General features: G+C 37.6%; 22 protein-coding genes. 18 read left to right on the plus strand and 4 right to left on the minus strand.

What is annotated here, in order from left to right; translation table 11 throughout:
• Positions 1 to 1,281 (minus strand): glycoside hydrolase family 125 protein, encoded by a 1,281-nt coding sequence (locus tag BUF11_RS08795; protein WP_073588482.1) that lies wholly within the window; start codon positions 1,279 to 1,281, stop codon positions 1 to 3.
• Between the two features lie 157 nt (positions 1,282 to 1,438).
• Entirely contained in the window at positions 1,439 to 3,106 is a 1,668-nt protein-coding gene (locus tag BUF11_RS08800; RefSeq protein WP_073588483.1) for a glycoside hydrolase family 76 protein, read from the minus strand.
• A 319-nt stretch (positions 3,107 to 3,425) separates the two neighbouring features.
• Here BUF11_RS08800 and BUF11_RS08805 point away from each other — a divergent pair, with 319 nt between their 5' ends.
• From BUF11_RS08805 to BUF11_RS08885, 18 genes are all read left to right on the plus strand, one after another.
• Complete coding sequence (locus tag BUF11_RS08805; RefSeq protein WP_175562024.1) at positions 3,426 to 4,346, plus strand: ABC transporter permease; 921 nt, start codon at positions 3,426 to 3,428, stop codon at positions 4,344 to 4,346.
• Positions 4,347 to 4,363: 17 nt separating this feature from the next.
• Positions 4,364 to 5,257, plus strand: a complete 894-nt coding sequence (locus BUF11_RS08810) for a carbohydrate ABC transporter permease (RefSeq protein ID WP_073588485.1) — start codon at positions 4,364 to 4,366, stop codon at positions 5,255 to 5,257.
• Positions 5,258 to 5,313: 56 nt separating this feature from the next.
• Entirely contained in the window at positions 5,314 to 7,032 is a 1,719-nt protein-coding gene (locus BUF11_RS08815) for an extracellular solute-binding protein (RefSeq protein WP_073588486.1), read from the plus strand.
• 90 nt (positions 7,033 to 7,122) lie between these two features.
• On the plus strand, positions 7,123 to 8,958 hold the full coding sequence (locus BUF11_RS08820) for a sensor histidine kinase (protein WP_073588487.1): 1,836 nt from the start codon (positions 7,123 to 7,125) through the stop codon (positions 8,956 to 8,958).
• A complete protein-coding gene (locus tag BUF11_RS08825; protein ID WP_073588488.1) occupies positions 8,936 to 10,528 on the plus strand; it encodes a response regulator transcription factor in 1,593 nt (530 codons plus the stop codon). Before BUF11_RS08820 ends, BUF11_RS08825 begins: the two co-directional genes overlap by 23 nt.
• Before the next feature lie 653 nt (positions 10,529 to 11,181).
• Positions 11,182 to 11,976, plus strand: coding sequence for a sensor histidine kinase (locus BUF11_RS08830; protein WP_242952348.1), 795 nt, complete (start codon positions 11,182 to 11,184; stop codon positions 11,974 to 11,976).
• A 16-nt stretch (positions 11,977 to 11,992) separates the two neighbouring features.
• The gene (locus BUF11_RS08835; protein ID WP_073588490.1) at positions 11,993 to 13,114 is read left to right on the plus strand and encodes a response regulator; all 1,122 of its coding nucleotides are present in this window, start codon (positions 11,993 to 11,995) and stop codon (positions 13,112 to 13,114) included.
• Between the two features lie 174 nt (positions 13,115 to 13,288).
• Positions 13,289 to 15,550: a right-handed parallel beta-helix repeat-containing protein gene (locus tag BUF11_RS08840; protein ID WP_073588491.1), complete on the plus strand. Its 2,262-nt coding sequence runs from the start codon at positions 13,289 to 13,291 to the stop codon at positions 15,548 to 15,550.
• Between the two features lie 38 nt (positions 15,551 to 15,588).
• A complete protein-coding gene (locus tag BUF11_RS08845; RefSeq protein WP_073588492.1) occupies positions 15,589 to 15,768 on the plus strand; it encodes a hypothetical protein in 180 nt (59 codons plus the stop codon).
• A 263-nt stretch (positions 15,769 to 16,031) separates the two neighbouring features.
• On the plus strand, positions 16,032 to 16,382 hold the full coding sequence (locus tag BUF11_RS08850; RefSeq protein WP_073588493.1) for an inorganic pyrophosphatase: 351 nt from the start codon (positions 16,032 to 16,034) through the stop codon (positions 16,380 to 16,382).
• Between the two features lie 269 nt (positions 16,383 to 16,651).
• Positions 16,652 to 16,798, plus strand: coding sequence for a hypothetical protein (locus tag BUF11_RS24320; RefSeq protein ID WP_175562025.1), 147 nt, complete (start codon positions 16,652 to 16,654; stop codon positions 16,796 to 16,798).
• 201 nt (positions 16,799 to 16,999) lie between these two features.
• Positions 17,000 to 17,824 (plus strand): Ig-like domain-containing protein, encoded by an 825-nt coding sequence (locus BUF11_RS08855; RefSeq protein ID WP_073588494.1) that lies wholly within the window; start codon positions 17,000 to 17,002, stop codon positions 17,822 to 17,824.
• Positions 17,825 to 18,478: 654 nt separating this feature from the next.
• Positions 18,479 to 19,129, plus strand: a complete 651-nt coding sequence (locus BUF11_RS08860; RefSeq protein ID WP_073588495.1) for a hypothetical protein — start codon at positions 18,479 to 18,481, stop codon at positions 19,127 to 19,129.
• 345 nt (positions 19,130 to 19,474) lie between these two features.
• Complete coding sequence (locus BUF11_RS08865) at positions 19,475 to 20,386, plus strand: hypothetical protein (RefSeq protein ID WP_139243353.1); 912 nt, start codon at positions 19,475 to 19,477, stop codon at positions 20,384 to 20,386.
• A 79-nt stretch (positions 20,387 to 20,465) separates the two neighbouring features.
• Positions 20,466 to 21,077 carry an ATP-binding cassette domain-containing protein gene (locus tag BUF11_RS08870; RefSeq protein ID WP_073588497.1) on the plus strand — a complete coding sequence of 204 codons (612 nt, stop codon included), beginning with the start codon at positions 20,466 to 20,468 and terminating at the stop codon, positions 21,075 to 21,077.
• On the plus strand, positions 21,067 to 22,293 hold the full coding sequence (locus tag BUF11_RS08875) for an ABC transporter permease family protein (protein ID WP_073588498.1): 1,227 nt from the start codon (positions 21,067 to 21,069) through the stop codon (positions 22,291 to 22,293). Before BUF11_RS08870 ends, BUF11_RS08875 begins: the two co-directional genes overlap by 11 nt.
• Positions 22,294 to 22,414: 121 nt before the next feature.
• Complete coding sequence (locus BUF11_RS08880) at positions 22,415 to 22,903, plus strand: RNA polymerase sigma factor (protein ID WP_073588499.1); 489 nt, start codon at positions 22,415 to 22,417, stop codon at positions 22,901 to 22,903.
• Positions 22,904 to 24,115: a hypothetical protein gene (locus tag BUF11_RS08885; protein WP_073588500.1), complete on the plus strand. Its 1,212-nt coding sequence runs from the start codon at positions 22,904 to 22,906 to the stop codon at positions 24,113 to 24,115. It begins immediately after the preceding gene.
• A 64-nt stretch (positions 24,116 to 24,179) separates the two neighbouring features.
• Here the strand turns inward: BUF11_RS08885 and BUF11_RS08890 are convergent, their stop codons facing one another.
• Complete coding sequence (locus BUF11_RS08890) at positions 24,180 to 24,383, minus strand: cold-shock protein (RefSeq protein ID WP_073588501.1); 204 nt, start codon at positions 24,381 to 24,383, stop codon at positions 24,180 to 24,182.
• Positions 24,384 to 24,688: 305 nt separating this feature from the next.
• Entirely contained in the window at positions 24,689 to 25,738 is a 1,050-nt protein-coding gene (rsmH, locus tag BUF11_RS08895) for a 16S rRNA (cytosine(1402)-N(4))-methyltransferase RsmH (RefSeq protein WP_073588502.1), read from the minus strand.
• Between the last annotated feature and the right edge of the window lie 348 nt (positions 25,739 to 26,086).

Below are 26,086 nucleotides of genomic sequence, written 5' to 3' on the forward strand. Positions count from 1 at the left end.
TTATCCCCTTTCTGCTTCGTAATATCGTTTTATAATTAATTCTGCGAATAAACTGTCTGCCCATGCAAACCATGACCGGGTAAAGATATCAGGATTATCAGGGTGGAAACTCTCATGCATAGCACCGGTGCTGCCATCCGTATTTATTAAAAGTTCAATCATTTGGTCCATTTCATCAGCAGAAGAGGATGTTAAGCCTTGCATGGCAAGGCCAATAGGCCATACATTACCATTTGGCGTATGCGGGCTGCCAATCCCTTTTGCAAATTTACCGGTATAAAAGCAGGGATTATCCTTGCTCAGTACAAAACGCCGTGTATTTTGATATATTTGATCATCATAGGTTGTATATCCTAAATAGGGGATGGATAAAAGGCTCGGTATATTAGCATCATCCATCAGGAGATAATTACCGAAGCCGTCAACTTCATAAGCATAAATTGAACCATAGTCCGGGTGCTTAATGATACCGTGCCTGTGTATTGCAGCATCAATTGTTTGCTCCAGGTGTCTCGCTTTCTGATAAAGTTGCTCATCATTCCATACACTTTCGCAAATATTGCCGATGTAACGTAAAACAACAACCGCAAACATGTTGGAAGGTATTAAATAGCCATATTTGCATGCATCATCACTGGGGCGGAAGCCAGACCAGGTAAGACCGGTTTCTTTTACAGGAGCGCCTTTTCCGCCATTTGTCAGAGTATCACTTTCAGGAGCGTTATTTCTTATAAAGGAATACCTGGATTGTGTTGGGTGGTGCTGCTCTGTAGTCCAAAGGTCAAGGATGAGGGCTGCTGCATGACGGAAGTTTTCGTCAAATATACTACTGATCCCTGTTGCCTTCCAATATTGCCATGCAAGAGAGATTGGATAGCAGAGTGAGTCGATTTCATATTTACGTTCCCAGACCCAGGGATTCTGTAAGGTGATATCATCACGAAAGCCATTATTATTAGGCTCTTCATTGAAGGCATTTGCATATGGGTCTATGTGTATATAATTAATTTGGCGTCTGATCAGGCCTTCAATAACGCGCTGCAAGCCGTGATCCGTCCTTGCAAACGGAATGTAGTGACGTACCTGGGCTGATGAATCCCGCAGCCACATTGCCGGGATATCACCGGTAAAAATGAAGGTGGTGTTGTCATCTATAATTCTTGTTGTTGTATTTAGTGTGGATAAAAAGCAATTAATAAACATCTTTTTCTGGTTCTCATTAACAGAAAACTTATCGGCGGTTCTTGCCACAGATGTTATCGTTTCGGGTGCCAGATTCATGGTTCATCTCCTTAATCTATTTTTGTTGACTTTAATATACCTGTTAATGAAAGGAATGAGAGTAGACGATTGTTAGTAATTGAGTGGATATAACTCAAATGTTGATAAAACAGGGGCTGTCGCGACAGCCCCTGGTATTGTTTATAATGTATTTAGATTAATAAATCCTTACGGAAGACATTTTATCATTGCATGCGGCTCCAACATTATGAGTACCATAGTTAAAGAGCCATGATTGACCGTCAAAAAGCATATTTTCGTAGATAGTAACAGAACAATTCTTGGGAATTGCCAGTGAACTTACAGAGTCATTAGGAATACCCAATTGTATTAATTCATCCAGGGAATAGGTTCCCTTGGTAAGTGTTACGGCGCTGCCTTGAAACAGATCCCCGGAATAAAATGTGACACCTCTATCATAATAAATAATGCAAGAAGTCATTTGGTCATTTGCCGTAGGGCCTATATTAGATGAATCACCTGTGAATTCCCACATGGTACCGGCAAAATTATCGTCACTGTAAATTTCAACAGTACATCCGTCAGGAACTTTTAGTGATGTCATCCAGTTATCCGGAACACCGGCATTTGTGAGTGCTTCCCTTGTATATCGCCCGGGACGTAAAATATAAGACGCACCGCCATATTGATCATTCTCATAAACGGTTATCTGGGGTGTTGGTATAGACAGCTTGTTCTCCGATTGATCAGGAGGGATAACCTGTAGAAAGGCAACCGCACTGCTGGCTTCGTAGGTCTGGATCATACCGCTTGAGCAGGGAACCGTATAATCTCTGTACATCAGATTTCGCTGATTATCCCTGTTTGACCAGACCAGGTTAATATTGTCATTAATCCAAGATAGCCATTGTGTCTGCCCGCAGTCATTGATAAGGACAGAAATATAGTGTGCAAAAATCGCTTTCATGGTACCCTGTTCATTCCAATCACCTTCCGCAGGTAAGATACCGTCATTATTGCACATGACTTCCCTGGTATAATTGGCTGCCAAATTTGCATCGTTTAGGTAACTTATGTTGCCGGTGGCAAGATAGAGCATAGAAGCAGCTCCAATCATTGTGCCCTGATTATATGTATAATTGGTCCAATCTACAATTCCCTGGTCGGATATCAGATCAGGGACGCTGCCGGTTGAGGCATTGAAAAGGTGGGTTCGTGCCCAACTGTAGATATCCGTTGCTTTATTCAGATAGTCCACATTACCGGTTATTTCATAAAATTGCAGGGCTGCTATGATCGTCGGATAGTTGATGCATGAGTTTTTATGACCTTTTCCCATGCCGTTCGGCCCAAATCCCCAAAAAACGCCGCCATTAACAGAATCATAGGCTCTGGAATATACATTATCAAAGCCATCTAAGGCTACGTCAAGGTATTCCGTATTTCCCGTAATTTCGTAAGCACGGGCCATTGAAATAATCCACCACATCAAATCATCAAAAACAAACCATACCTCCTGATTATTCCAATTATATCCGTCATATTGCGCATATCCGCCTTCGTAAATATCATTGATTAAGGTAAGATACTTACTGTCACCGGTTCTTTCGTATGCATCCATTACCGTGTTCCAAAAAATTGCATGGGTCCATATTGCAGCAACGCTGTTCTTATCAGTATTCCCGTAGTATAGTTTGGTGTTTGGGTTATAGCAATAATTCTGAAATGCATCCATAGCAACATCAGCAATGGTAGAAGTGTGGGCCTTAACAGTTACCGGGCCTGGTAAAAATGTTGAAATAATTAATAATGCAGTTAAGAATATTACCAGTGTTTTTTTTGACTTGTCTTTTAGATTCTTCATTAAAGTACCTCCTCAGTTTAATAAGTAAACCCTCAATAGTAAATGTTACATAATTAAAGTAGCTTTTATTTGATTGGTATGAAATGGATAAAAGTTGGAAGATGGTTGGAGATTTCTTTGTTTTATACTGGCAGTGTCCGGATATAGATCATCTGGTTGAGTTTTGTTCGATAAGGAGGCTTTTGTATCAATAGAACAAAGTTTTATCCACATAGAAGTTGAGATTTATCCATTATATAAATATTTATCAGCAGATATAATTCACTTATAGACAGAGATATACAGGATTGATCGACCTGATTTTATGAAGGAGGCACATATGAGATTGTCAGATAAACATTTACGAAGAAGAATATGGCGTTATCGGGCTTTATATATTTTTATCCTGCCTGCGGTGGCCTGGTATATTATCTTTTGCTATATACCGATGTACGGTCTTGCACTGGGCTTTAAGGAATTTCATTTTAATATGTCAATATGGGAAAGCCCCTGGGTGGGAATGCGTTATTTTAATCAATTCATACATGACAGGATGTTCTGGCCGCTGTTGCAGAATACGGTCATTATCAGTTTGTTAAAAATGGTAATAGGATTTCCGGCTCCGATCATACTGGCGCTGATGATTAATGAAGTATCGAATAAGTACTTTAAGAAAGCAATTCAAACAGTGACATATCTTCCTTATTTTGTTTCGTGGGTAGTGTGTATTGCGGTTCTGGTTAAATTCATATCCCCTCATGACGGCATCATTAACAACATTCTGGTAAATGTGTTTCATAAAGAAGCTATTTACTTTATGGGAGAAAAAAACTGGTTTTATCCGTTGGTATTATTTACGGACATATGGAAAAACGTCGGGTGGAACTCAATCGTATATCTCTCGGCTTTATCCGGAATAGACCAGCAGTTATACGAGGCCGCAAGTATTGATGGAGCCGGAAAGTGGAAAAGCATGCTGCATATTACGCTTCCTAATATTATGCCCACGGCATGTATCTTATTTTTACTTAATATCGGAAACCTTCTGAAAGCCGGTTATGAGCAGATTATTCTTCTAAAGACACCCGGAAACAGTGCCTTGTCCATGATATTAGATACACAGATTATTCAACAGGGAATTCAACAGGGACGTTATGAGTATGCCACGGTTGCGGGTTTGTTCCAAAGTGTTATCGGACTTATCCTGGTTATCATAGTCAATAAAATCACAAGAAAACTGGCTGAAGTATCCTTGTGGTAGATGATTGGAGAAGAGGAATGATGAAAAAAGGTAAAATACAAATTGGTACTATTTTAAATTACAGCGCCCTATGTTTTCTTGGAATTATAACACTATATCCATTTATTTATATTTTAGTTCTGTCGTTTAATGATGGGTATGACACACTAAAAGGAGGAATTTATTTTTGGCCAAGGAAAATAACGTTTGCTAATTATATCAAGGTATTTCAGGATGGCAATATTCTGAATGCATATGGAATAACCATATTCAGAACTGTCATAGGTACGCTGATTGGAACAATCATGTGTGCTATGTTGGCCTATGCACTGGCCTTTAAAGATATGCCAGGCAGAAGATTTATAATTTTTTTCTTCTTTTTCACTACGATATTCAGCGGCGGAATGATACCTTATTACATACTGCTCCGTCAGCTGAAGCTTACACAAAGTGTATGGGTATATGTCTTGCCGCAAATATATAACTTCTTTAATATTATGCTGCTGCGGACTTACTTTGAAACAATACCCGAATCGATTGGAGAATCGGCTCGCATTGACGGTTGCGGATACGCCAGGGTTTTTTTACAGATGTTTCTGCCCCTGTCTAAACCGGTTTTAGCTACAATTATGCTGTTTTTTGGTGTGTCTCATTGGAATGAATGGTTTACAGGAGCGTATTATGTCCAGAATAAAGAGCTGTTTCCGGTGGCAACCCTGCTTCAGAATATTTTAAATGAAGCAACCTTTGAAAGTGCGACTTTTGATGCGACTAAAATGAATACCAATATTGCAACAGCAGTAAGCAGTACAACACCCGAATCATTAAAGATGGCCTTCATCATGGTTATGACTCTGCCAATTTTATGTGTTTATCCTTTTTTACAGAAATACTTTGTGAAGGGAATCATGATAGGTTCTGTCAAAGGATAATGAGTATTGTATAATCGCCCTAAGGGCAGTTATAATAAATTATAGGAGGAAAAGGTATGAAAAAGAAATTTAGGCAACTAACCGGATTGTTACTGATCATGATATTTCTGGTATCCTCATTAGCGGGGTGTCAGACGAAGGGCAGTAAAACATCCAAGGAAGGAGATAATTCCGGACAAACACAGAGTGACACGGCTACTCCGGCGGATACCGGAAAAAAGGAAGATGTTACACTTAAGTTCCTGATGTGCTGGAACGGTGCATCAAGCAGTGGTATGTCAGATTCCGTGAACAATATAGTAGCTCAGAAGATTAAAGAGGCGACAGGGGTGTCTCTTGAAATTGAGTATATTACTACAAGCGAAGTGGAACGACTGAACCTGATGTTTGCCTCCGGAAATATGCCGGATATTGTGAATGCACCGTATTGGGGCGGTACAAGTGCCGAAACAGTGGTTATTAAGAAGGCTGCCAAGGAAGGTCTGCTCTTAGACCTTAATCCATTGATTGAAAAATATGGTGAAAATCTAAAGCCTGCACTTACAACCGGTATTGCCGTTGGGTATAAGGAGAATGATGTCAATGATCCTGAATTTGAAGGAAAGCAGTACGTACTTCCGCAGCAGGCACCGGCTACCAATGAAGATGTGCTAAATTGGGGCGGTGGACTGTATTGCAGAAAAGATATCTTAGATGCTTTAAATATAGACCCAGCAAGCATAAATTCTGCCGATGCCCTTTATGATCTTATGAAGAAGATTAAAGAAGGCGGATTTAAGGATATCAACGGGAAGGAAGTCATTCCTGCCGGTGCATGGGGAGACGGATGGGATTATGTAGAATTCTGGCGCCCGTTCCGTCAGGATCGCAGAGAAGAATTTGACTATATTGATGGAAAGTTCGTATATCGTGCGAATAATCCTGCGGTGGATGACCGCGTATTGTATATGAGAAAGCTGATATCAGAAGGGCTATTTGATCCCGAATGTTTACGCCAATCAGATACACAGGGTAAAGAAAAGATGGCAACAGGCCGTGTGGCAATCGTTGGCAACCATTATTTCCATATCAGTGAATTTATGAGTTCAACACTTTATAAAACGAATCCCGAAATGCAGTATATCGCAATAGGGCCGCTGCCGTGGTCGGACGGTAAAACTACCGTGGTGGAAATGCCGGATCGTAACGGCACACCGGTAATGTTCCTTCCCAGTACATGCAAAAATCCGGAAGCTGCAATTAAAGTACTTAATTATATTAATTCAGATGAAGGCCAGCTCCTTGCCTATTACGGTGTTGAGGGGGAGCAATATGAGATGGTTGACGGGAAACCCAGAATGAAGCAGGAGTGGCTTGATAAATATAAAGCCAACGCAAAAGATCTTCAGGATATGGGTATCAGATCAACTTTTACAGATATGATTTGTCTTGACAAAAGATTAAGTGCTTATGGTGAATTGCAGCCGGGTGATGCAGATAAACCTGATGTATGGTATGAGCAGGCAAAATCAGTCCGCCAGATTGAGTTCCTGTCCGGGTACACAATTAAAGATGTAACAAAGAATTATCCTAAGAAGGAGGAGATTAGTTCCTTGATAGACTGGAATGCGTATCGGGATGCCACAGAGCGTGCATATTTTGCGGACTCTGATGAAGAAGCATTAAAAATCCTTGAGCAATTCCGTCAGCAGCTTCGCGATGGCGGCGTTACAGAATATGAGGAATGGGTAACAAAGGAAATGCAAAAGCCGGAATACGCAGATTATATTTATTAATACAGTAAAGCTGACAGTAAAGGTTACCAAGCTAGACGTTGGTAGCCTTTCTGTGTTAAACTTTCCTTCACACGAGGTGACATGTAAGTTATGAAAACAATCAAAAGAATGATACTGTCTCTATATCAGGATACTCCCATTGTCCGTAAATTTATGCTCTCTTCCTTTGTCCTTAGTCTGATTCCGCTGATATTGATGTCTGTACTATTCTATAGCCGTTTTAGGCAGATTATGCGTAATGAAGTGGCCTCTTCCTACGAACTGGTAGCATCACAGTATGTTTCCAACTTGGAAAATAAGATTAATATATATAACAGCTTAATTGATTCGATTGTGGTCAATGGCACAGTGCAGAATGTATTTTCAAAGCAGGACAAATATAGTGTGAAAGATACAATTGATATTTGGAGATTATTTTACCGTGAAATTGATAATTTAATTTATGCAAAAAATCCGCAAGAGATTTATAGCATTATGCTTTATGCAAAAAGTGATAAGTTCCCAAGAGACGGTATGCATTTGAGTAATTATGAGCAGGTGGCTGATGAGCAGTGGTTTGTTGAGACTTTCAGGCAAAGAAAGCCAATTTATGATTATCAGTATACAGTGGATGCTTTGAATATTGATTTATTATCATTTGTAAAATTCATACCTAATTTGAATGGTAATACTTATACAAAAGAACTGGGATTGATTAAAATTGATTTACTTGCCCATGAGTTCTTTGGAGTAAGTCAGAAGAATGCTGCTATGGAAGCTTATGATTTGTTTGTTCTGAATCCGGAAAGTGAAATTATCTATACGAATTCGGATCAGGTATTCCCGGAAGAAGAGCTGACAGATATGATTAATCCGTCCCGTGGGCAGTCAGGACATATCATATTAAGCCCAGAATACAGTAACCGGATAGCAGTTGTTGATAATATTAACGGCTGCAATTGGAAGGTATGCCTCATATTTCAGAATAACAAATTAGATCAAAAATTTAATGATACGTATGTATTTATCTTTATGATACTGCTGATTATGCTGGCTTTTATGATATTACTGACCTTCCTGTTCACAACGGCATATTCCAGGCGGACCAACCAACTGATAAAAAAGATAAAAAAGATAGGAAAAGGGGATTTAAGTGTCAAGGATGTTATCTATGGAAATGATGAGATTGGGATGATTGATGCCGCATTTAACCATATGATAATAAGCCTGAATGAGCAGATTGACAAGAACTATATTCAATGGATCGCCATGCAGGAAGCGGAATTAAAAGCCTTACAGCTTCAAATTAATCCCCATTTCTTATATAATACGTTGGAATCCATCAGCGGTATGGCTTCAATAAAGGGATGTCCCGATATCAGCAAGGTCAGCGAAAAATTAGGAATGATGTTTCGGTATAGTATTAATAAAAGCGGTACAGAGCTGGTTGCATTGAATGAAGAAATACAGCACGTAATGAATTATTTTTATATACAGAATGTTCGGTTTGGTGATACCATAACCCCTGTCATTGAAATACCCGATGACTTGAAAAGAAGTAAAATTCCGCGCTTTATCCTGCAGCCAATTGTTGAGAACTCAATTATACACGGCTTTGAAGGAAACAAGCGCCAGGGTTGTATTGAAATATCTGCAACTTCTGCTGAAGACAATCTTATCATTGATATTTATGACGATGGGGTAGGCATGAGTGAAAAGCAGGTAGATGATTTAAACGAATACATCAGTCAGATAAAGACGGTTTTACATGAGGAGGAGAATAGAAGTATAGGAGTCAAAAATGTTAATACCCGTATTAGGCTAATGTTTGGAGAACAATATGGCCTGCAGATTCGCAGTAAACTATCAGCGGGTACCCAAGTTCGCATTATATTGCCGCTGAATAGTCGGATGGAGGGAAAAAATGTACAAAGTATTGGTTGTTGACGATGAGCAATGGATAAGGAAAGGAATTGTATCAAAGCTTACAAATCATGGATTTCAATTTGATTGGATTCGTGAGTCGGAGGATGCGGAAACCGCACTTATTTTCATTAGAGAAAATAAGCCGGATATTGTGATTACGGATATTCGCCTTCCGGAGATGAGTGGAATTGATTTGATCCGTGAGATTAAGAAAATATATACTGCGGTGCAATTTATTATTATAAGCGGCTATGCAGAATTTCAATATGCGGAGCAGGCATTGAATATGGGGGTAAGCAGTTATTTACTGAAGCCGGTACCGGAAGAGGATCTTGCGGAGGCAGTGGAGCATGTTATTGTGAATATAGAAAAACAAAAAGAAATTGGCCAAATAGAGACAAAAAAGAAACGTTTAGAGGAGAGTAATGAAACTCTGGTTCTGGAACGCGCGATCAACAAGGCCCTTCACAGCAGAAATGAAGCTGGTGGTACAGAGGGATCTGTGCAGTTTAGCCCCATGGGAGAAGATAAAATATATAATTACATGCTGCTGCTAATCCATGTTGACAGCTCCAGTTATTCCGACTCAACATTTAAATATGAGGATATCGGACTTATTAAATATGCAATTAAAAATATTGCTGATGAAATCCGCCCAAATAATAATTTCGCAGTTGTGGATAATCTCAAAGATGTAACACAGGTTATGATTATCATTGCGCATCCGGATGCAGAAGAGCTTCAGCGTTTATGCAAAACTTTTGCATATGACTTGTATTCAAAAATCATTAAATATGTAACTATTTCTGTTACAATTGCCATCAGTGGTATATGCAGTAAGATATCACCGGAAATCTATAAACAGGCTGTGTCGGCACTCAACATGAGACTGGTAAATAATAGCAGGATATTCAGCTATGACAGGATTGACTATAATGCAAAGTTTGAATTGGCCGAGCATCAACTGCGTATATTGGAGAGATACGTTACTGTTGGTGATTATAAGAATATAAGGGTTATATTACAGGAGATTTTTTCAAATGATAACCTTCGTAATCGCAAGGCGGAGTATGTAAAAAGCATTTATTATGAAATTATCCGTATTATACTGAAAAATTGCAGCATAATGGATGAGCATGAGAACAGCATTAGTATTCAGCAACTGCTTTCTGATGAAGTAATTGATCATTCAGATAATCCCCAACAGATAGTTGATTATCTGTACGATACCATGACCCGGATTCTTAAGGAAGATACGAGTGTAAATGCTAATTGCCGTGAGATTATTGGGAAAGCAAAAGAGTATATCAAGAGAAACTATGTGAATGAAATTACGGTAAAAGAACTGGCAGGTCATTTTTCCGTTAATCCTAATTACTTTTCGACAATTTTTAAGCAGGAGACAGGTGTTACGTTAACAAATTATCTTAAAGATACCCGTATTGAAAAAGCTTGTGATTTGCTAAGGAACACACATAGTTCAATTCATGAGATTGCGCAGATAGTAGGTTATGAAGATACTCAATATTTTTACAGAGTATTTAAAAAGACATTAGGAATAACGCCTCTGGAATATCGAAATAAAGAATAGTGAAATGGATGAGTGGAATCAGCTATAACAACAGGGTTGTAAAACGAATGGGAAAATGATAAAATATTTTTGTATTATGTATCAAAACGAAGAGGTGCCAAAATGAAAACAAGCGATAAAAGGCTCTAAGAAAGATTAATGGAAAAGCTGGTATCAGCTTGTTTCAAACCGCAAACTCAACCCAGAGGGAATACTACAATATACTAGGGAAGATAACCTCTGCATCAATTTGAAAAAAGGTGAGATGGAATATGAATGCCGGGCAAAAAATGCCAATAGATTTAAATAAATGGTGCCATTATATTGTAAATGTCGGTCATGTCACGGCTGCCCTTATAATCCTGGCGCATGTGATCTGGTATTTTGTGGCAAGAAACGTTCTTGCCTGGCCTCCCGATATTTATCTGCGTAATTATATCATTTTACCTGCGATAGGTTTTTTTGTTTTAAATTTGTCGGTCGACAGGTTTGTTCGATCCGCCGGTTTTTCACTTTCGGCGAAGGAATATTTATCTGTTTCGCTTTTTATAATCTTTTCTCTCTACCTTTCTTTGACCCATGACATTGCAAAAGTTTTGTTATGCTCTTACATCCTTCCGATTTTTGCTTCTACTATTTTTTCTAATGTGAAGCTAACCCGTCGGATTTTTTTTATGAGTGTAATCGCTGTTCTGCTGCCCGGTGTCAAGATATATTTCGCAGGAGAATTGGACAGCGATATGCTCATGGAGATTTTTGTCGCGTGTTTTATATTCCTCTGTTCGTATCTGCTGGCTAAGGTTTTGATACGATATAGTCATGATAATCTTGCGGCGCTAAAGGATTCTAATGAAGAAGCAATGAATAATGAGCTTGCTTTTCTCCAGGCGCAGATTAAACCCCATTTTTTGTATAACGCAATTAACACTATGGTCTCGTTTTGCTATACGGACAGCGAAAAGGCGGCGAACCTGCTTGTTAATTTCAGTAAATATTTAAGACTCATATTTGATATTGACCATAAATTAATGATAGTCCCGTTAGCGAGAGAAATTGAGTTAATAAAAGCCTATGTTGAAATAGAAAAAGCTCGTTTTGGCGAGCTGATAAATGTTGAATACGATATTGACCCGAAATTTTTGAGAATGGAAATACCTTCTTTTTGCATTCAGCCTTTAGTGGAAAATGCTATAAAGCACGGGCTGTGTAAAAAAAGCACTGGCGGAACCGTCCTTATATCGGTGAAAAAAAGAGAGGGTGTTATTATCATAGGGGTCTGTGATACGGGAATAGGGATGCCGGCGGAAAAGCTCGATAAATTAAGAAACAACGAATCGGCAAACGACGGAGTCGGCTTTTTCAATGTCAGCAGACGTATCAGGGGCTGGAGAGATGCGCAGATTGATATCCTCAGCACAGAAGGTGAAGGAACCGCTGTAACAATAAAAATATCTGAGGGTATTGCATAAGGGGGTGCTGCGACATATGTTAAGAGCAATTATTGTTGATGATGAGAAACCTGCAGTTGAGGTTCTCAAGCTCTTACTTGAGAAAACCGGACAGATATGTGTTGTCGGTTCTTTCATGAGTGCTGTGCACGCCCTTTCGGAAGTGCAGAATCTAAAACCTGACGTTGCGTTTCTCGATATAGAAATGCCTGAAATGTCCGGACTGGAGCTTGCTGAAAAAATCATAGAGGCAGGTAACGATATTGAGATCGTATTCGTTACCGCCTATGACAAATACGCCCTCGAAGCTTTTCGGGTAAACGCTATCAATTATATACTCAAACCGTTATCTTCAGACTATATTTCACAGACGATAACAAGGCTGAAAAAAATAAAGCCGTCGCCGGTTTCTCCCCAAATGCCCGCGGACAAAGGCCGCATATATTGTTTTGGCAGATTATTGGTGTACGGGGCCGGATACAGACAAGCTGTCAAATGGCGCACCTCAAAGGCAGAAGAGCTTTTCGCCTTCATGCTGCAAAATTTAAATAATGAAGTTTCGAAATGGAAGATCACACAAGCTCTTTGGCCGGAATGTGAAACGGAAAAACTCAATGTGAATTTGTATACGACCGTTTATCAGGTAAAGAAGACGCTGTTGTCGGCAAATATTAAATTTGATTTCGCGTTTGTAAATGGCAGATACAAGCTGGAGCTACCAGAGGTATATATTGATTCTGCTGAGTTTGAAACAATTACAAATACCAAGATTATATTGTCAGCAGCATCTATTGAAAGATACAAAAAAGTTCTTAGCTTATACAAAGGGAATTACCTGGATGAAAATGAGTATCGCTGGTCTCAAAGTAAGGTTGAAGAATATTCAAGAAGGTATTGCAGTTTGGTTTTTGATTTTGTCAAATACTACGAAACCGGGATGGATTATGCAAATGCTGAAAAAATCCTTCAGGAGGCCCTGACAAAAGTTCCCCTTGACGATGATTTAAACGGAATGCTGCTGAAACTGTTTTTTATAAAGAAAGATAAGGTATCATTGGTTATGCATTATAACAAAATCGAAAAGCTATATAAAGCAGAGCTTGGTATTGCGCCAAATGCGGCCATGCAGGATTTGTTCAACAGAGCATTCAAATTATAATCATCTCGGTAATAAGTTTCATGGCAGTGAAGGGATGCGGGCGAAAGATTGATAATACACCGGACCATCCGGCGTTTGAAATTATTAATTCCGTAGTAGAGGTGCAAATTGACGCCACTGGAAAAAAGCGGTACAATACCGTTATCTCATATTAATCGATAGGAGGTTGTCTATATGCAAAAGCGTAACCATTCTTGGGGGAGGAATATGTCTTTTTGTAAACGTATACTTTCGTTAATTCTCGTTGTATCACTCATTCTGTCCCCCACTCCGGTGTATGCAGCCAGAACTTACTCTAATCCGGAACTTGCCAGAGCCATGACGCTCGGGTTCGGAACATACCGTTTAGACAACCCGGCTGTAACCTATGCACAATTTATGAGCATGATTGACAGGACGGTTGAATTGGCAGACAAGAGTAAACTTGCCGGGTGGAAAGCGAAGTTCAAGAACGCACGAACGTCAAAAAAGGTTATGACGCGGTTTGAAGGAATGATGATCGTCCTTAATGCGGCAAATACGCTCGGTGGAGATTATCCGGAATTTAATGCCAATTGGGGAGAAATTAATGATAAGATTGGCGAAAAAGTATGGGACGAGATAGGTAAAATAAAAGATCCCTATAAATATATTCCTAACCATGCTCCCTATGGTGGAGGCGGATTTAAGAATGACAAGTATATATATGAATGGGATGACTGTGGCGTCGCATATCGTTATGCGTTTGGCAGAGTGTCACTTTATAGTGGCAAAACACTTTTTGACTATGACACTGCTAAAAATACAATGCGTCCCGACAAAAATTTTTTGTATACCGAAGCATTGCTCGTGGCGTTGAGATTGTATGATTCCTCTGAAAGTGCGTTCCCTGTCACCGAGAGGCCGAAAAATGCAGACGACATTGCCATACTGGACAAAGCCGAGAAACGAAAACAAGTGATACGAAGCAGTCCGACGACTGTAACTGTAACCGGCGCCAAATACTATGTTTCCAATAGCGGAGATGATAATAACGACGGGCTGTCGCCTGATAAACCGTGGGCGACACTTGAAAAAATCCGCTGGGCACTGGACAATCATGTCATTAAAAATGGTGATGGAATTTTTCTTGAACGTGGCGGTCTATGGCGTGGAAGCATAAGCTGCTGGGGTATTGACGGAGTGACTTATTCGGCCTATGGAGAAGGCGAAAAGCCTAGAATCTACGGTTCTCCTGAAAGTGGCGCCGGCGCGGCGAAATGGTCTTTATGGTATGAAAAAAATGGAATTAAAATATGGAAATTTTACAAAGATATTTCAGATTGCGGTGGTATCGTATTTAATGACGGTAAAAGTTATGCCACACGCGTATTTTCCTACTGGAACGGCAAACAGGCGTTGTCCTGTAAAGATTATAAAACAAAGTTTAATATTGCCGCCGAATTGACGTATGACTTACAGTTTTATTCAACATTTGATATGAGCAAATATCAAATTCCCTACGGAGTACACGATGTAGACTCAAACGGCCCAATCTATTTACGCTGTGACAAAGGAAATCCGGGAGCGCTCTATAAAACGATTGAATTTCAGTCATCAGTTCAGCCTGCGGCTGGTTATACAGGTATTATCTACGGCGGAAATAATATCGTGGTTGATAATATCTGCGTTATGTACCGCAGTACAATGGGGCTTGACCGTTCGGGAGGAAACAATGTAACATATCAAAATTGTGAAGTGGCCTGGGTCGGCGGTGGTTCTCATATAATCGGAGCGGGCGCCGCATCTGATGAACCCTGGCTGTCGGCATACAGTGAGCCTTTTGTCCCAACTTCAGGCGAAGGAATAAGGCTGGAAGGAAACAACAATAAAGCGCTAAATAACTATGTACACGATTGCTTCGATGGAGGTATTACCGTTGAATTCGACTATTTTGACACGGCATGGAACTGTAATGGTATGACAATTCGCGGGAACCTGATTGAACGTTGTGTGTCAGGCGTACTTGTTGGTGAACACTATGAGGATAAAGAAGCGGGTAACGCAGGTAAAATTAAGTTTAGTGGGATAAACATTACTGATAACTACATTATGTACAGCGGTTACGGCTGGAGCAGCAGCAAGAATTACCACACCTGGATAGATAAAAGCTATGCTGGAAACGCAATTACCTGGTGGGAGGGACCTGTGTGGAATAAAGGAGGAACGGTCAGTAAAAACGTGCTGTACAAAGCCAAATACTCACTGGTACAATTTGGCGCAATCGGCAAAAATAGACCGGTATTCAGTGGAAATGTTTTTGTACAAAACAATAATGGCATAATAGCATATATTTCACCAACAAATGACAGGATAGGGAAAGCAGAATTTAAAAATATCGACAACTATACAGCCGAAGTGACCATACGAGATTATTTGGGTGACAAAACTGCCAAAATACTACCGGTGTCGCGATAGGGTATTAAATTCTGTGGATATTCCCGGGGGTTATTGAGATGGACAAGAATACTTTCATGAAGGAGAGCGGCAGCTATACCTATGTGGCCAAGGGATATGGAGTGAAAATTGCCGATATCCTGTGGAGTTCCACGAAGGAATCCATCCTTGCAGTCAATAAAAAGACTGGCAGGGCAATGGCCAAAAAAGCCGGAACAGCTTTATTAGGCTCTGATTAGAAACAAAAGTGGCGGATAATTTCCCCAAATTTATAAAATGAAACAAAGTTTGCACATAAATAAAAGACAGAATAAGAAGTCATCGCAAAATTTGTATAAATAAGGATGTATTACTGTTTTTTCCTAAAAATAGCATAATATTAAAGCCGACATAAAGTCAAAAATGGTTCAAGACCTTAAAGTGTATCTATATTAGGACGAACCAGCGATATAAAATTTAAGGAAGGAATAATATTATGCATTTGCATTATATGGGGCGCTAAATGAAATACGATAAAGATTTTTGGAGTTATATTGATAAAATAGTCAGTCAGTCTGAGATAGTAATTGATAGGCCTAAAGGCACGTGCCATCCTAAATACCCCGGGATTAAATATATTGCTGATTATGGATACTTGAAAAATACATTTTCAATGGATGGGGATGGTATTGATATTTGGAGAGGGTCTTCTCCTGATAATAATATAGAAACAATAATTTGTACAGTAGATTTATTAAAAAAAGATTCAGAAATAAAAATACTTATAGGATGTACAGAGACTGAAAAAAAGGAAATTTATGAATTTCATAATAACTCAGAATATATGAAAGGAATAATGGTATCAAGATATTAAATGATACAGTGGCATCATGATTTAGGTGAAACTATTATGAGTAAAGAAGAACAATTAATTTTAGAACTTGTAAATAGTATTTCTTTTTTAGAGCGAGGGAATATAGAACATATTAATTGAAAAGAAAATTTTCCTGTTTTTGTATCCTCCAATTAATAATTATATACCAGAAGAGTATAAAAACAGTCTTGAAAAAAATATATTTTATTAAAACAAGAAATTGACAGACATATAAAAGAAGTTGAAAATATTCAGAAAGGCCTTACGAAATGAGTGTTAGAATGTACGATATTAAGAAAGGCATAAAAAAGATAAAGCTGTTTGACAATGCAAACCATGTTACAAGCTATACAAAGAACAAGGAAGAATATGATAAGACTGTTGGTGAATTTCTAAACGAAATTGGAATCGGTTAAGATGAAAAAAAATTTTTGATTGTGAATTGATCAATTTTGTTGGATAGAGATATTAAAAAATGCCTTTTTTCTACAAAAATACAACAAATAGTGATTTACATCTTATGTATGAATAGATATAATATGTATAGGAATCTTATGGTATACAAGGAAGAAAGATACTATAATAGTCTTTAACGATAATTACAGAGGAGAAGGACCATGAAAAAATCACTAAAACTACTAACCAGCATTCTTTTATGTATCACAATCATTGCTTCCTATACTCTCATTTATGAGCAAAGAACAGAGGCAGCAACTGTTAAGATTAGCAATACCACGCTAACTCTGAGCGCAGGGAAGACACAAACCCTAAAAATAACTGGTACTACAAGCACAGTAAGTTGGTCAAGCAGTAATAAGAAGGTTGCAACAGTATCAACAGGTGGTAAAGTAACTGCCGTGTCTAATGGATCAGCTGTCATAACAGCTAAGGTTGGCAGTAAAAAGTATACATGTAAAGTAAAAGTACAAGGAAGCCAGAAGTTATCAAAAAATTGGAAAGACCTTGAGTTTACGATGAACGGTGAAGCATATAAATTGTTCTTTGATTTTAAACAGCTGAAAGATAACGGTTGGGACTTCAACTTATCTGATTACGGTCATGATAGTTATGTTATGAACAGTGGTGATAAAATTACCGGAACAATATATCTTAATAATACAAAGTATGATTCTGAAATTATAGCGGGCTTTATCAATACAGATAAAAAAGCAAAAGATATTAAAAAATGTAAAATATGGACGATTAATATTAATAATAGATTTGCAAAAAACCCTGTTTCGTTTGCTTTACCCGGTGGAATTAAATCAGGAAGTACTTTAAAAGAAGTCGTAAAGGCTTACGGTAAACCGGATGAGACCTATAGAGCGGCTGATATGGGATATTGGGTTTACACTTATTCATCAAATTATGAAAAGTATTTCAAATTAGAGATTGATGATAAAAAAGGCGTACTTGGAATGACGATGCAGTTATATGATTAAAATAGAAGGGCAAGACCATTTTACAGTGGTCTTGCCCTTTTGTATAGATTGAAGCCTTTCCGAGGAGCAATTGCCATGGAAGCCGAAAAAGGTGGAATCACGGTGAATACCGCTGCTCCTGGTTGACAGAACAGGTTATTAAAGCGTCGGGAAGCTATGAATTATAATTCAATATTCAGCTCAATCATATCCCTATGAAACTCATTTTTCTCGTAATGAAACTCTTAAAAATGACTATTGGAATAGTAGAATAGGCAAAAAACATGTAGAATAGACATGAAATATTGATTGTTAGCCAAAAATGTATTAATGTGGAAATGTAAGGAAATAAATTTTGTAAAGGGGGGGAGAATTTTATTTCTTATTACCGGTAATAAATTTATATTAAAAGAGTAGTCCTTACTTTAATCGATCATTGTAAAAACAAAAATGAGTATATATTAAAAACAGCGAGCTAGTGTGAATTATTGAAAAGCATAATTCACACACAAGTTTGTGCCTGCGAAATCCTCGGCACAAACTTGAGGGGTACTGAAGAAGGCATAGGAGCTAGTGTGAAAAATAAAAAACATTTTTCACTTTCTATTTAGGCAGTATCATGTACATTGCAAGCAATCTACTGGCAAACCTGCGGTATTCACGAAAGGAGATAAAATGAAACGAAATTCAAAATTCAAAAATGGAATTGCATTGTTTATGTTATTAGCATTAGTATTATCGAATACTAACATAGTTAGTGCATCAGAAGTTGTGGATGGTGCTTCTGGCGAACCCCAAACAGCGGACGAGCAAATTAATAACGAAACGTATGGTGATGTAGGTATATATAATACATGGAATTATTATCAAAGTGAACAATCTACAAATTGCAGCGCTCAATCCGGTGGTTCGCTGGTCTCATATACGGAAAGACATAAAACGGGTGAGGCATCAGGAAATGTTAAAACATATCCATATTATTTATATTCAAAATATACCGGTTCAAAAACGGTAGAAGAAATCAAATCTACATGGACAGTAGGCTGTAATCTTAAAAATTCAGCCAGTCTTGGATTAAGTGCTAATGTTGGAGCCGGAACAACTACTACTGTATCTGCTTCGGCTACTACCAGTGAAAGTTGGCAATGGATTCAAGCATCAAAGTATTATTCAAGTACGAATGGCTCAAAATTGGTGTATTCGAATTCTAATTTTACTATCGCACCATATAAGTATTCTGATTCCGATAGTATTTACCTTATTAATAGCTCTTACTTGAAACTAAAAGGAGATAATCAACCTTACAGCATAAGTAGCGGCTGCTAACATCAGCGGAGTTGTTAAGGCATCTTAACAACTCCGTTTCTTTATCTTATAGGAGTTTATGTCCTATAAGATAAAAAGCCCTGCGGGCAGGATGCACATGATGCGCCAAGGAAGTTGTCACTGCGTGACGGCGCATCAGCACCAGAGTCTGGCAAGCCAGACTCTTTCTTATAATTTCAGGGAGAAGTGTGCTAATAAGCACGCAGATGGAAGCCAAGAGTGAAAGAAAATTTAGAAAAAGAAAGGTGCCATAATGTGATTCTTTCACTCCTTTTTATTTGAGGCAGTATCGCGTAGCTTGCAAGCAATCTACTGGCTTGCCTGCGATATACAATGGGTATAAATATGATTAAAACAAAACACATTATATTTACACTAATACTGATCCTGCTATTGGGAGGCTGTAGCAAGGCGCCTTCCACCCCTAAGGACAATATTGATGATTTATTTAATATAAATCTTAATGATAATAATAAAATAATGTATAGCCTAATGGCACATCGGCTGGGGATTTACGATTTGGAAAAAAAACAATGGAGAGCTTTAGATGACACCCCTAATCTCTTTCAATATACTTTTCCAAAGGAAGACAACTATTTTATAAGTGGGCACAGTCTTGAGAATAATTATGTGATTCTTAAGTATTCTGGTGATAAATTAGAAATCGTTCACTATATGGAAAAAGATGAAAAAATATTCCCCCTGGTTGCTAATGATGGAACGAATTATTATTTAATTCAAAAATATACGGATACGGATATAGTAGAATCAAAAATTGTGACCTTTGACGTAAACTGGGGAGCTAAAGTATTATTGGATAATAGTCAGAGAATTTGCGAGGGTATAATATCAGGCAATAACTTATATTATACAGCCTATGAAGGTAAAAATGATACATATAACCTGTATAAATTAAATTTGGAAACAAATATCAGTGTACTTGAACAAAGTAACTTAATCAGCGATGATATATTTTTATATAAGAATTCACTATATGTCAGTGATGGCCAAAATATTTATAACAATAAGAATACATTTACAAAACGAGCATTTAATTATTTCTTTGATGACGATGATATTTTGTTTCAAGTGAATATTAATAAAGATGGTGATCTGGAATATTATATTACAGATTTAATATCAATGAAAACATTAAAAGATAAATTTGACATTGTTAACTTTGAAAAGAAAGAAGGCAGCATTATCTTATACGGTAATGGGATTGTAAATGAAATATCATTAAAAGATGGGGAGTAGGTTGAAAAGTACAATGTATTTTTCATTTTCTATTTGGGCAGTTTCGCAAGTAAACTTGTGAAATGCATGAGGAGTTAAAATGAATTCAGAAATTATAATAAGTAATTTGTGTTTTAAAATAAAAAATAAAATAATATTCCATGACTTAAATATTAAACTAAATAACGGTATTTATGTACTGCAGGGTAAAAGCGGTATTGGTAAAACAACATTACTAAATCTAATTTCCGGTTTATACGGAGATTATAAAGGAAATATAATTATAGCCGGTTGTAATAAGCTTTCTTATATGTTTCAAGATGAAATGCTTTTTAGCAATCTGACTGTCAAAGAAAATTTATTTATAAAATATTGCGCTCAAAATACCGACAAATCTGTGTTCACTACTATACTGGAAAAGTTATTATATAAATATGACTTAGGTGATTTAACAGATGAAAAAATCAAGTATTTATCCGGCGGAGAGAGACAAAGATTGCAGCTGGCCGTTTTGTCAATAGACGAACCGGATATAATTCTATTGGATGAGCCATTTTCTAAACTGGACTATGAAACCAGAAATAAAACATTTAATTATATTTTGAAAGAATGGTCTGATAAGATGGTGATAATTGTAAGCCATGATACTATTAGTACAGATTATAATATAAAGTATTTACATATGGAAGAGGGCAAATTACATGAATTATAATTTACACCAGGTTTCAAAATATTTAGAAAAAAAATCAAGCTCTTACTTAAAAGTATCTATATTCATATTTATATGTACATTAATTTCGCTGTCATCGGTTCTAATTATAAACAGAAATCAACAAAATCAGAATGATAAAAATTTTAACTCTAACAAAAATGTACATATAATAAGAATAACCAGTAAAATGTCTGATAATACTGATTTGCAGCAGCTTACGATAAAGGATCCGGATTATATTAAAAGCATATTTACACATAATAATATTCCGGAGGAAAAGTATTCTTTAAGTACAGTGTATGCTATTAAATTCGGGATTACTGATTATGAAACCAATGAAGCTTTGGAAATATATGGAGTAACTGATGAAAACAAGAATATAATTGAAAACATTAAGCTTCTGGATGATACTCTATATATGGAAGATTATGATAACAGTTCAATTACTTTAGATATTCCGGTTTTAACCATTGAAGACGGGGGTATCTCGTCAAGTAAATCCCAGAAATTAAGAATGGACTGTAAGGAAATTGAGCTTAAAGATTCACCTTTAACATTATATAAAGTTTCTCATAAGAACTTGAAATATGCCTATGCGAATGAATCTGCCTTTCTTAAAATATTTAAAATAATGAACGGCTTGAGTAATGATGTGACCTCTCTCAATTCTCCTGATTTAGAAAATTATTCAGTAATTGATGAATTGTATCTTTTTGTTAACAATATCTATGATGTGGATTTGATTGCAAATCTTCTGGAGAAAAATTCTTATCAGGTTATTTATTCATTATCAGCCTTTAATTCATTAGGGAACAGTTTGAAAAGTTCCAGTATATTACTTGTTGTTATTACCGTTGTTATGGTTTTATTAACCTCATTGCATCTAATACTATCCTTTAACTCTTTTTTGAAATTACAACAAAAAGATATGGGGATTTTAAAATTTTACGGTTATTCAGATTATCAGATCAAACAGATATATAGTTATAATATTCGTAACGTATTTATCAGACTTAATATCGTATTAAGCCTGTTTAGTTTAACCCTTGGTTTTATACTTCTTGGTTTAAAGGAATTTATCAGTATTCTAAGTATAGTATTGGTTCTTGTCTTAATAATGAAAGGTATAGAAATTATTATTACATCTCTCATTTTAAAAAGAATAGTGTCTAAGGACATAATATCATTAGTTAAGACTTCGAAAGAATTTGAATAAAGAATCAATATCCTTTTGCGCCTTTGGTGTTCATACCGGAAATAACTCGTTTACCGCTGTCAAAAATCACCCCGACACTTCCTGCCCATCAATCGTATTACTATTGAAAGGAGGCAACACGATGACTAAACCTTTGTCGCGTACGGACAAAGAGATTGCGGAAATATACTCGCGCCATATAAGAACCGTTTACCGTGTCTGCTTTGCTTACATGAAGAATACTGCTGATACCGAAGATGCGGTTCAAGATACCTTTGTGAAGATGATCAGATACAGCGCAGCCTTTGAGAGCGAAGAGCATGAAAAAGCATGGCTGATCAGAACGGCATCCAATGTATGCAAAGATATTCTCAAGGCTTGGTGGCGCAGGCGGGAGAATCTGGAGGATTATGAGCAGTTGTATGGTACCGAGGGTATCGAAGTCGATGACACGCTAAAGGTGGTCATGGGTTTGCCGGATAAATATAAGACAGTTGTATATCTGTATTATTATGAAGGTTATACAAGTGTGGAGATAGCAGAGATTCTTCATAAGCCGCAATCAACAATCCGTAACTATTTACATGAGGCTCGTAATGTCCTCCGAGAACAATTAGGGAGTGATTTTTAAATGAAGAATAAGAGTATTATCGATTCCTGGAACAAAACTGATCCGGACAGCGCGGCACAGGAGCACATGTTGGAGAATATAATTAGCCGGTCTGGCGAGAAAAGAATGATCATGCATTGGAAACCATTAACTGCAGTCGCGGCTGCCTGCGTTATCTTGCTGGCGGGAGTGTTTGTCTTCAATCGTATAGATACGCCGGACCAGCTGCCGGATTCAGTTTCTTCAGGCAAGAATTCAAATCTGGCGAATCAAAATCCGGAATCAGAAGCCGGTATTGCCGATTTATCCGACGAGATTAAAGGGCTTCCGGTAAAAAATTTTAAGTTGTCTGAAATAGAGTTGAATATAGCAATGGACAGGATTGCCTTCTCTAATTTTCTTAACTTTTTTGAGTATGGGACTAGCAGCTTTGTTATTGTCAAAGTAGCTGATACGCAGCCGGTTCCTGCAACAGGTGATGATATGAGTGAAAAGCAGACCTCTGCGGTGAAAATTCTGGAGACGGTATGGGGTGATGATGTACCCAAAGCGATTGATGTTACACAATATTTATATGGCGGCTGCACCGGTGATGAAGCCACAAACCTATTACGTGAGGGTGGAGTGTACCTGCTTCCACTGGAAAATTATAAAGGAGAGTATTATCTGAACGGTGATTTAGACGTACTGTTTGAAATCGACGATCAGGGAAGGATCTGGTCACATTCTGATTATCCTGATTTTAACCGTTATGATGGTGAGGATTATCAGGCTGTTACCAAGGAGATTATGCGCATTTCACAGGATGATGCCCTAATACTTGCCACATCGAGTTTTGGCATGGCTATGCGTGGATGGCAATTACTTGAGGTTACGATTACCTCTGACCCCGAAGAGGAAAAAGACGAATATGGCTATATTGAAGTTGTATATGCTGCCCGTGTGGAGAGCACTTTAAGCGGAGATGACCCTGGTACTAAGATCTTGCTGCATTCCAATACAAATGAGGATGTGCCGTTAAGCAGTGGTAAACGCTACCTGTTATTCGTAGATAACTACGACGGAAAGCATTATATGAACCCAAACATGTTAGCCAGTGTTGAGGCGGATGGCACCATAAAGAATCTTGGCGGTGAGGGAAGCACGTTTGCGGAGTATAACAGCTATACAGTAGAAGAGGTTTCCAAGCTTGCGCATGAAGTGACAGAGTTTCTTAAAACTTTTCAACAATAAAGAATAGCCCCGGACAAACAATTTGTTTTGTCCGGGGCTACTGCTTTATATGGTCTTAATAGAATTAAGCTAAAACAACGTTAACAGCCTGTAAGCCACGAGCGCCATTAGTAATATCAAAAGTTACGTTTTGATTTTCTTCTAAAGATTTAAAGCCATCTGTAACAATTCCTGAGAAATGTACAAATATATCTTCGCCATTTTCGCTGTTTGTGATAAATCCAAATCCCTTTTGTGCATTAAACCACTTTACTGTACCTTTATTCATGAAAGATACCTCCTAATAATATAATTTTGAATATTTTTCGGTGAAAATAAAAAATCACATATCTTTGTAAATCATTAAATGTTTTAATGACTTACAAAAATATGTGAATCAAAATTTGCATCTAAAATAACTTCTTAATAATATCATGAATATCATAGGATGTCAACACTTATTAATAAATATTTTTATAAAAGATAAAGAGGTGAGCTTTCGGCAAATCATATTACTGTTTGGCAAAGGCTTACCCCTTTATTGATACATGTGCTAATGTTATTTTAGTTAAACAGAGTGATGAAAACGGTAAATCAAGATTTTATAGCCCAACGCAATTTTGCACAACGGGCACGGCTGTTGGAACTGCATTCGGCTGCTGACGGTCGAATAGCCTCGGGAGCTATTTCTTTGTAGACACCTTGATTATAAAAGCGTTTAAAAGATTTTTTAACAAGACGGTCTTCTCCTGAATGAAAAGTAAGGATAGCAACACGCCCGCCCTCTGTCAGGGTGGCCGGAAGTTTTTCTAAAAAATCATATAAAACTTCAAATTCATTATTGACATCAATTCGCAACGCTTGAAAGCATCGCTGACAGGATTTTTTGACCGCATCATTTCTGGTGGCTTCCGGAATGAATTTCAGAGTATCTTTGATAACTTGTTGGAGCGAAGTTGTTGTTGATATCTCTCTTCCTTTTTTGATTTCGGCAATAATAGCACGGGAGATTTCAGCAGAATACGGCTCGTCTGCATTTTCCAGGAGCATACCCTGTAATTCATTTTGTGAAATGGTTTTTAAACGTTCTGCTGCGGATATACCTCTATCCGGATTCAGACGTAAGTCTAATGGCCCTTCGCTTTTAAATGAAAATCCACGTTCCGGATTGTCTATTTGCATGGAAGAGACACCCAAATCTGCCAGTACAAAATTCAATGGTCCTGATTCTAAAGCAACCTGATCGATGTCAGAAAAGTTCATTTGCTTGATTGTTAAAATGTTAGAATCATAGCCTAAGCGTTCTAAACGCTCCCTGGTGCGGGGTAATTCAATTGGATCTATATCCAGTGAATATAAGTGCCCTTTTGAATCTAAACATTTAAGCATCTCTAAAGTATGGCCGCCATAACCCAGTGTTGCATCTAATCCGGTTTGTCCGGGAGTAATCTGTAAGATTTCCAATATTTCGTTCACACAAATGGAGCGATGCATACCGGCGGGAGTACTGCCTTTTTGAATCACCTTTGTCACGGCATCAGCATATTTCTCTGGCTGCAGTTCCTTATATTTTTCATTAAAAGCTTTCGGATGAGTACCTTTATACCGAACACGCCGCTGATGTTTTTGCTCTTGATTATCCATTGCATGACCATAAGGATTTTGCGCTTATGAATTCGGAATTTAAAATTGATACTTTATAAAATGCTTCGTTCATTCGTTCCTCCACCTTTTTAGTATATTTTAATGTTGTTATAGTGATATGATAGCAAATACAAATCATAAAAGCAAATTGTTAATAGATATTTACAATGTTATAATGATATATGCCCCAATAATACTGTTAGAAGATTACAGGCTAAATGACGGAGAATGCTATTTAAAGATAAATTATGGTCTTTAATTACAGCAATTGAAGGATTTGATTTTGGTATTTGTGTAATGGGGCATGCTGAACCGTTAAGAAAATTTGATAATGTAAATTGGCATATG

It is taken from the genome of Anaerocolumna xylanovorans DSM 12503 (assembly GCF_900143645.1).
In the GTDB taxonomy this organism is placed as follows: Bacteria; Bacillota; Clostridia; order Lachnospirales; family Lachnospiraceae; genus Anaerocolumna; species Anaerocolumna xylanovorans.

Bases quoted from the DNA above. Each gene is read 5' to 3' on its own strand.
- BUF11_RS24320 (WP_175562025.1), top strand. From the start codon at position 16,652: ATGAGTGTTAGAATGTACGATATTAAGAAAGGCATAAAAAAGATAAAG.
- BUF11_RS08870 (WP_073588497.1), top strand. From the start codon at position 20,466: ATGAATTCAGAAATTATAATAAGTAATTTGTGTTTTAAAATAAAAAAT.
- BUF11_RS08855 (WP_073588494.1), top strand. From the start codon at position 17,000: ATGAAAAAATCACTAAAACTACTAACCAGCATTCTTTTATGTATCACA.
- BUF11_RS08845 (WP_073588492.1), top strand. From the start codon at position 15,589: ATGGACAAGAATACTTTCATGAAGGAGAGCGGCAGCTATACCTATGTG.
- BUF11_RS08865 (WP_139243353.1), top strand. From the start codon at position 19,475: ATGATTAAAACAAAACACATTATATTTACACTAATACTGATCCTGCTA.
- BUF11_RS08835 (WP_073588490.1), top strand. From the start codon at position 11,993: ATGTTAAGAGCAATTATTGTTGATGATGAGAAACCTGCAGTTGAGGTT.
- BUF11_RS08810 (WP_073588485.1), top strand. From the start codon at position 4,364: ATGATGAAAAAAGGTAAAATACAAATTGGTACTATTTTAAATTACAGC.
- BUF11_RS08825 (WP_073588488.1), top strand. From the start codon at position 8,936: ATGTACAAAGTATTGGTTGTTGACGATGAGCAATGGATAAGGAAAGGA.
- BUF11_RS08880 (WP_073588499.1), top strand. From the start codon at position 22,415: ATGACTAAACCTTTGTCGCGTACGGACAAAGAGATTGCGGAAATATAC.
- BUF11_RS08805 (WP_175562024.1), top strand. From the start codon at position 3,426: ATGAGATTGTCAGATAAACATTTACGAAGAAGAATATGGCGTTATCGG.
- BUF11_RS08885 (WP_073588500.1), top strand. From the start codon at position 22,904: ATGAAGAATAAGAGTATTATCGATTCCTGGAACAAAACTGATCCGGAC.
- BUF11_RS08815 (WP_073588486.1), top strand. From the start codon at position 5,314: ATGAAAAAGAAATTTAGGCAACTAACCGGATTGTTACTGATCATGATA.
- BUF11_RS08850 (WP_073588493.1), top strand. From the start codon at position 16,032: ATGAAATACGATAAAGATTTTTGGAGTTATATTGATAAAATAGTCAGT.
- BUF11_RS08830 (WP_242952348.1), top strand. From the start codon at position 11,182: ATGAGTGTAATCGCTGTTCTGCTGCCCGGTGTCAAGATATATTTCGCA.
- BUF11_RS08820 (WP_073588487.1), top strand. From the start codon at position 7,123: ATGAAAACAATCAAAAGAATGATACTGTCTCTATATCAGGATACTCCC.
- BUF11_RS08890 (WP_073588501.1), bottom strand. From the start codon at position 24,383: ATGAATAAAGGTACAGTAAAGTGGTTTAATGCACAAAAGGGATTTGGA.
- BUF11_RS08875 (WP_073588498.1), top strand. From the start codon at position 21,067: ATGAATTATAATTTACACCAGGTTTCAAAATATTTAGAAAAAAAATCA.
- rsmH (WP_073588502.1), bottom strand. From the start codon at position 25,738: ATGGATAATCAAGAGCAAAAACATCAGCGGCGTGTTCGGTATAAAGGT.
- BUF11_RS08840 (WP_073588491.1), top strand. From the start codon at position 13,289: ATGCAAAAGCGTAACCATTCTTGGGGGAGGAATATGTCTTTTTGTAAA.
- BUF11_RS08800 (WP_073588483.1), bottom strand. From the start codon at position 3,106: ATGAAGAATCTAAAAGACAAGTCAAAAAAAACACTGGTAATATTCTTA.
- BUF11_RS08795 (WP_073588482.1), bottom strand. From the start codon at position 1,281: ATGAATCTGGCACCCGAAACGATAACATCTGTGGCAAGAACCGCCGAT.
- BUF11_RS08860 (WP_073588495.1), top strand. From the start codon at position 18,479: ATGAAACGAAATTCAAAATTCAAAAATGGAATTGCATTGTTTATGTTA.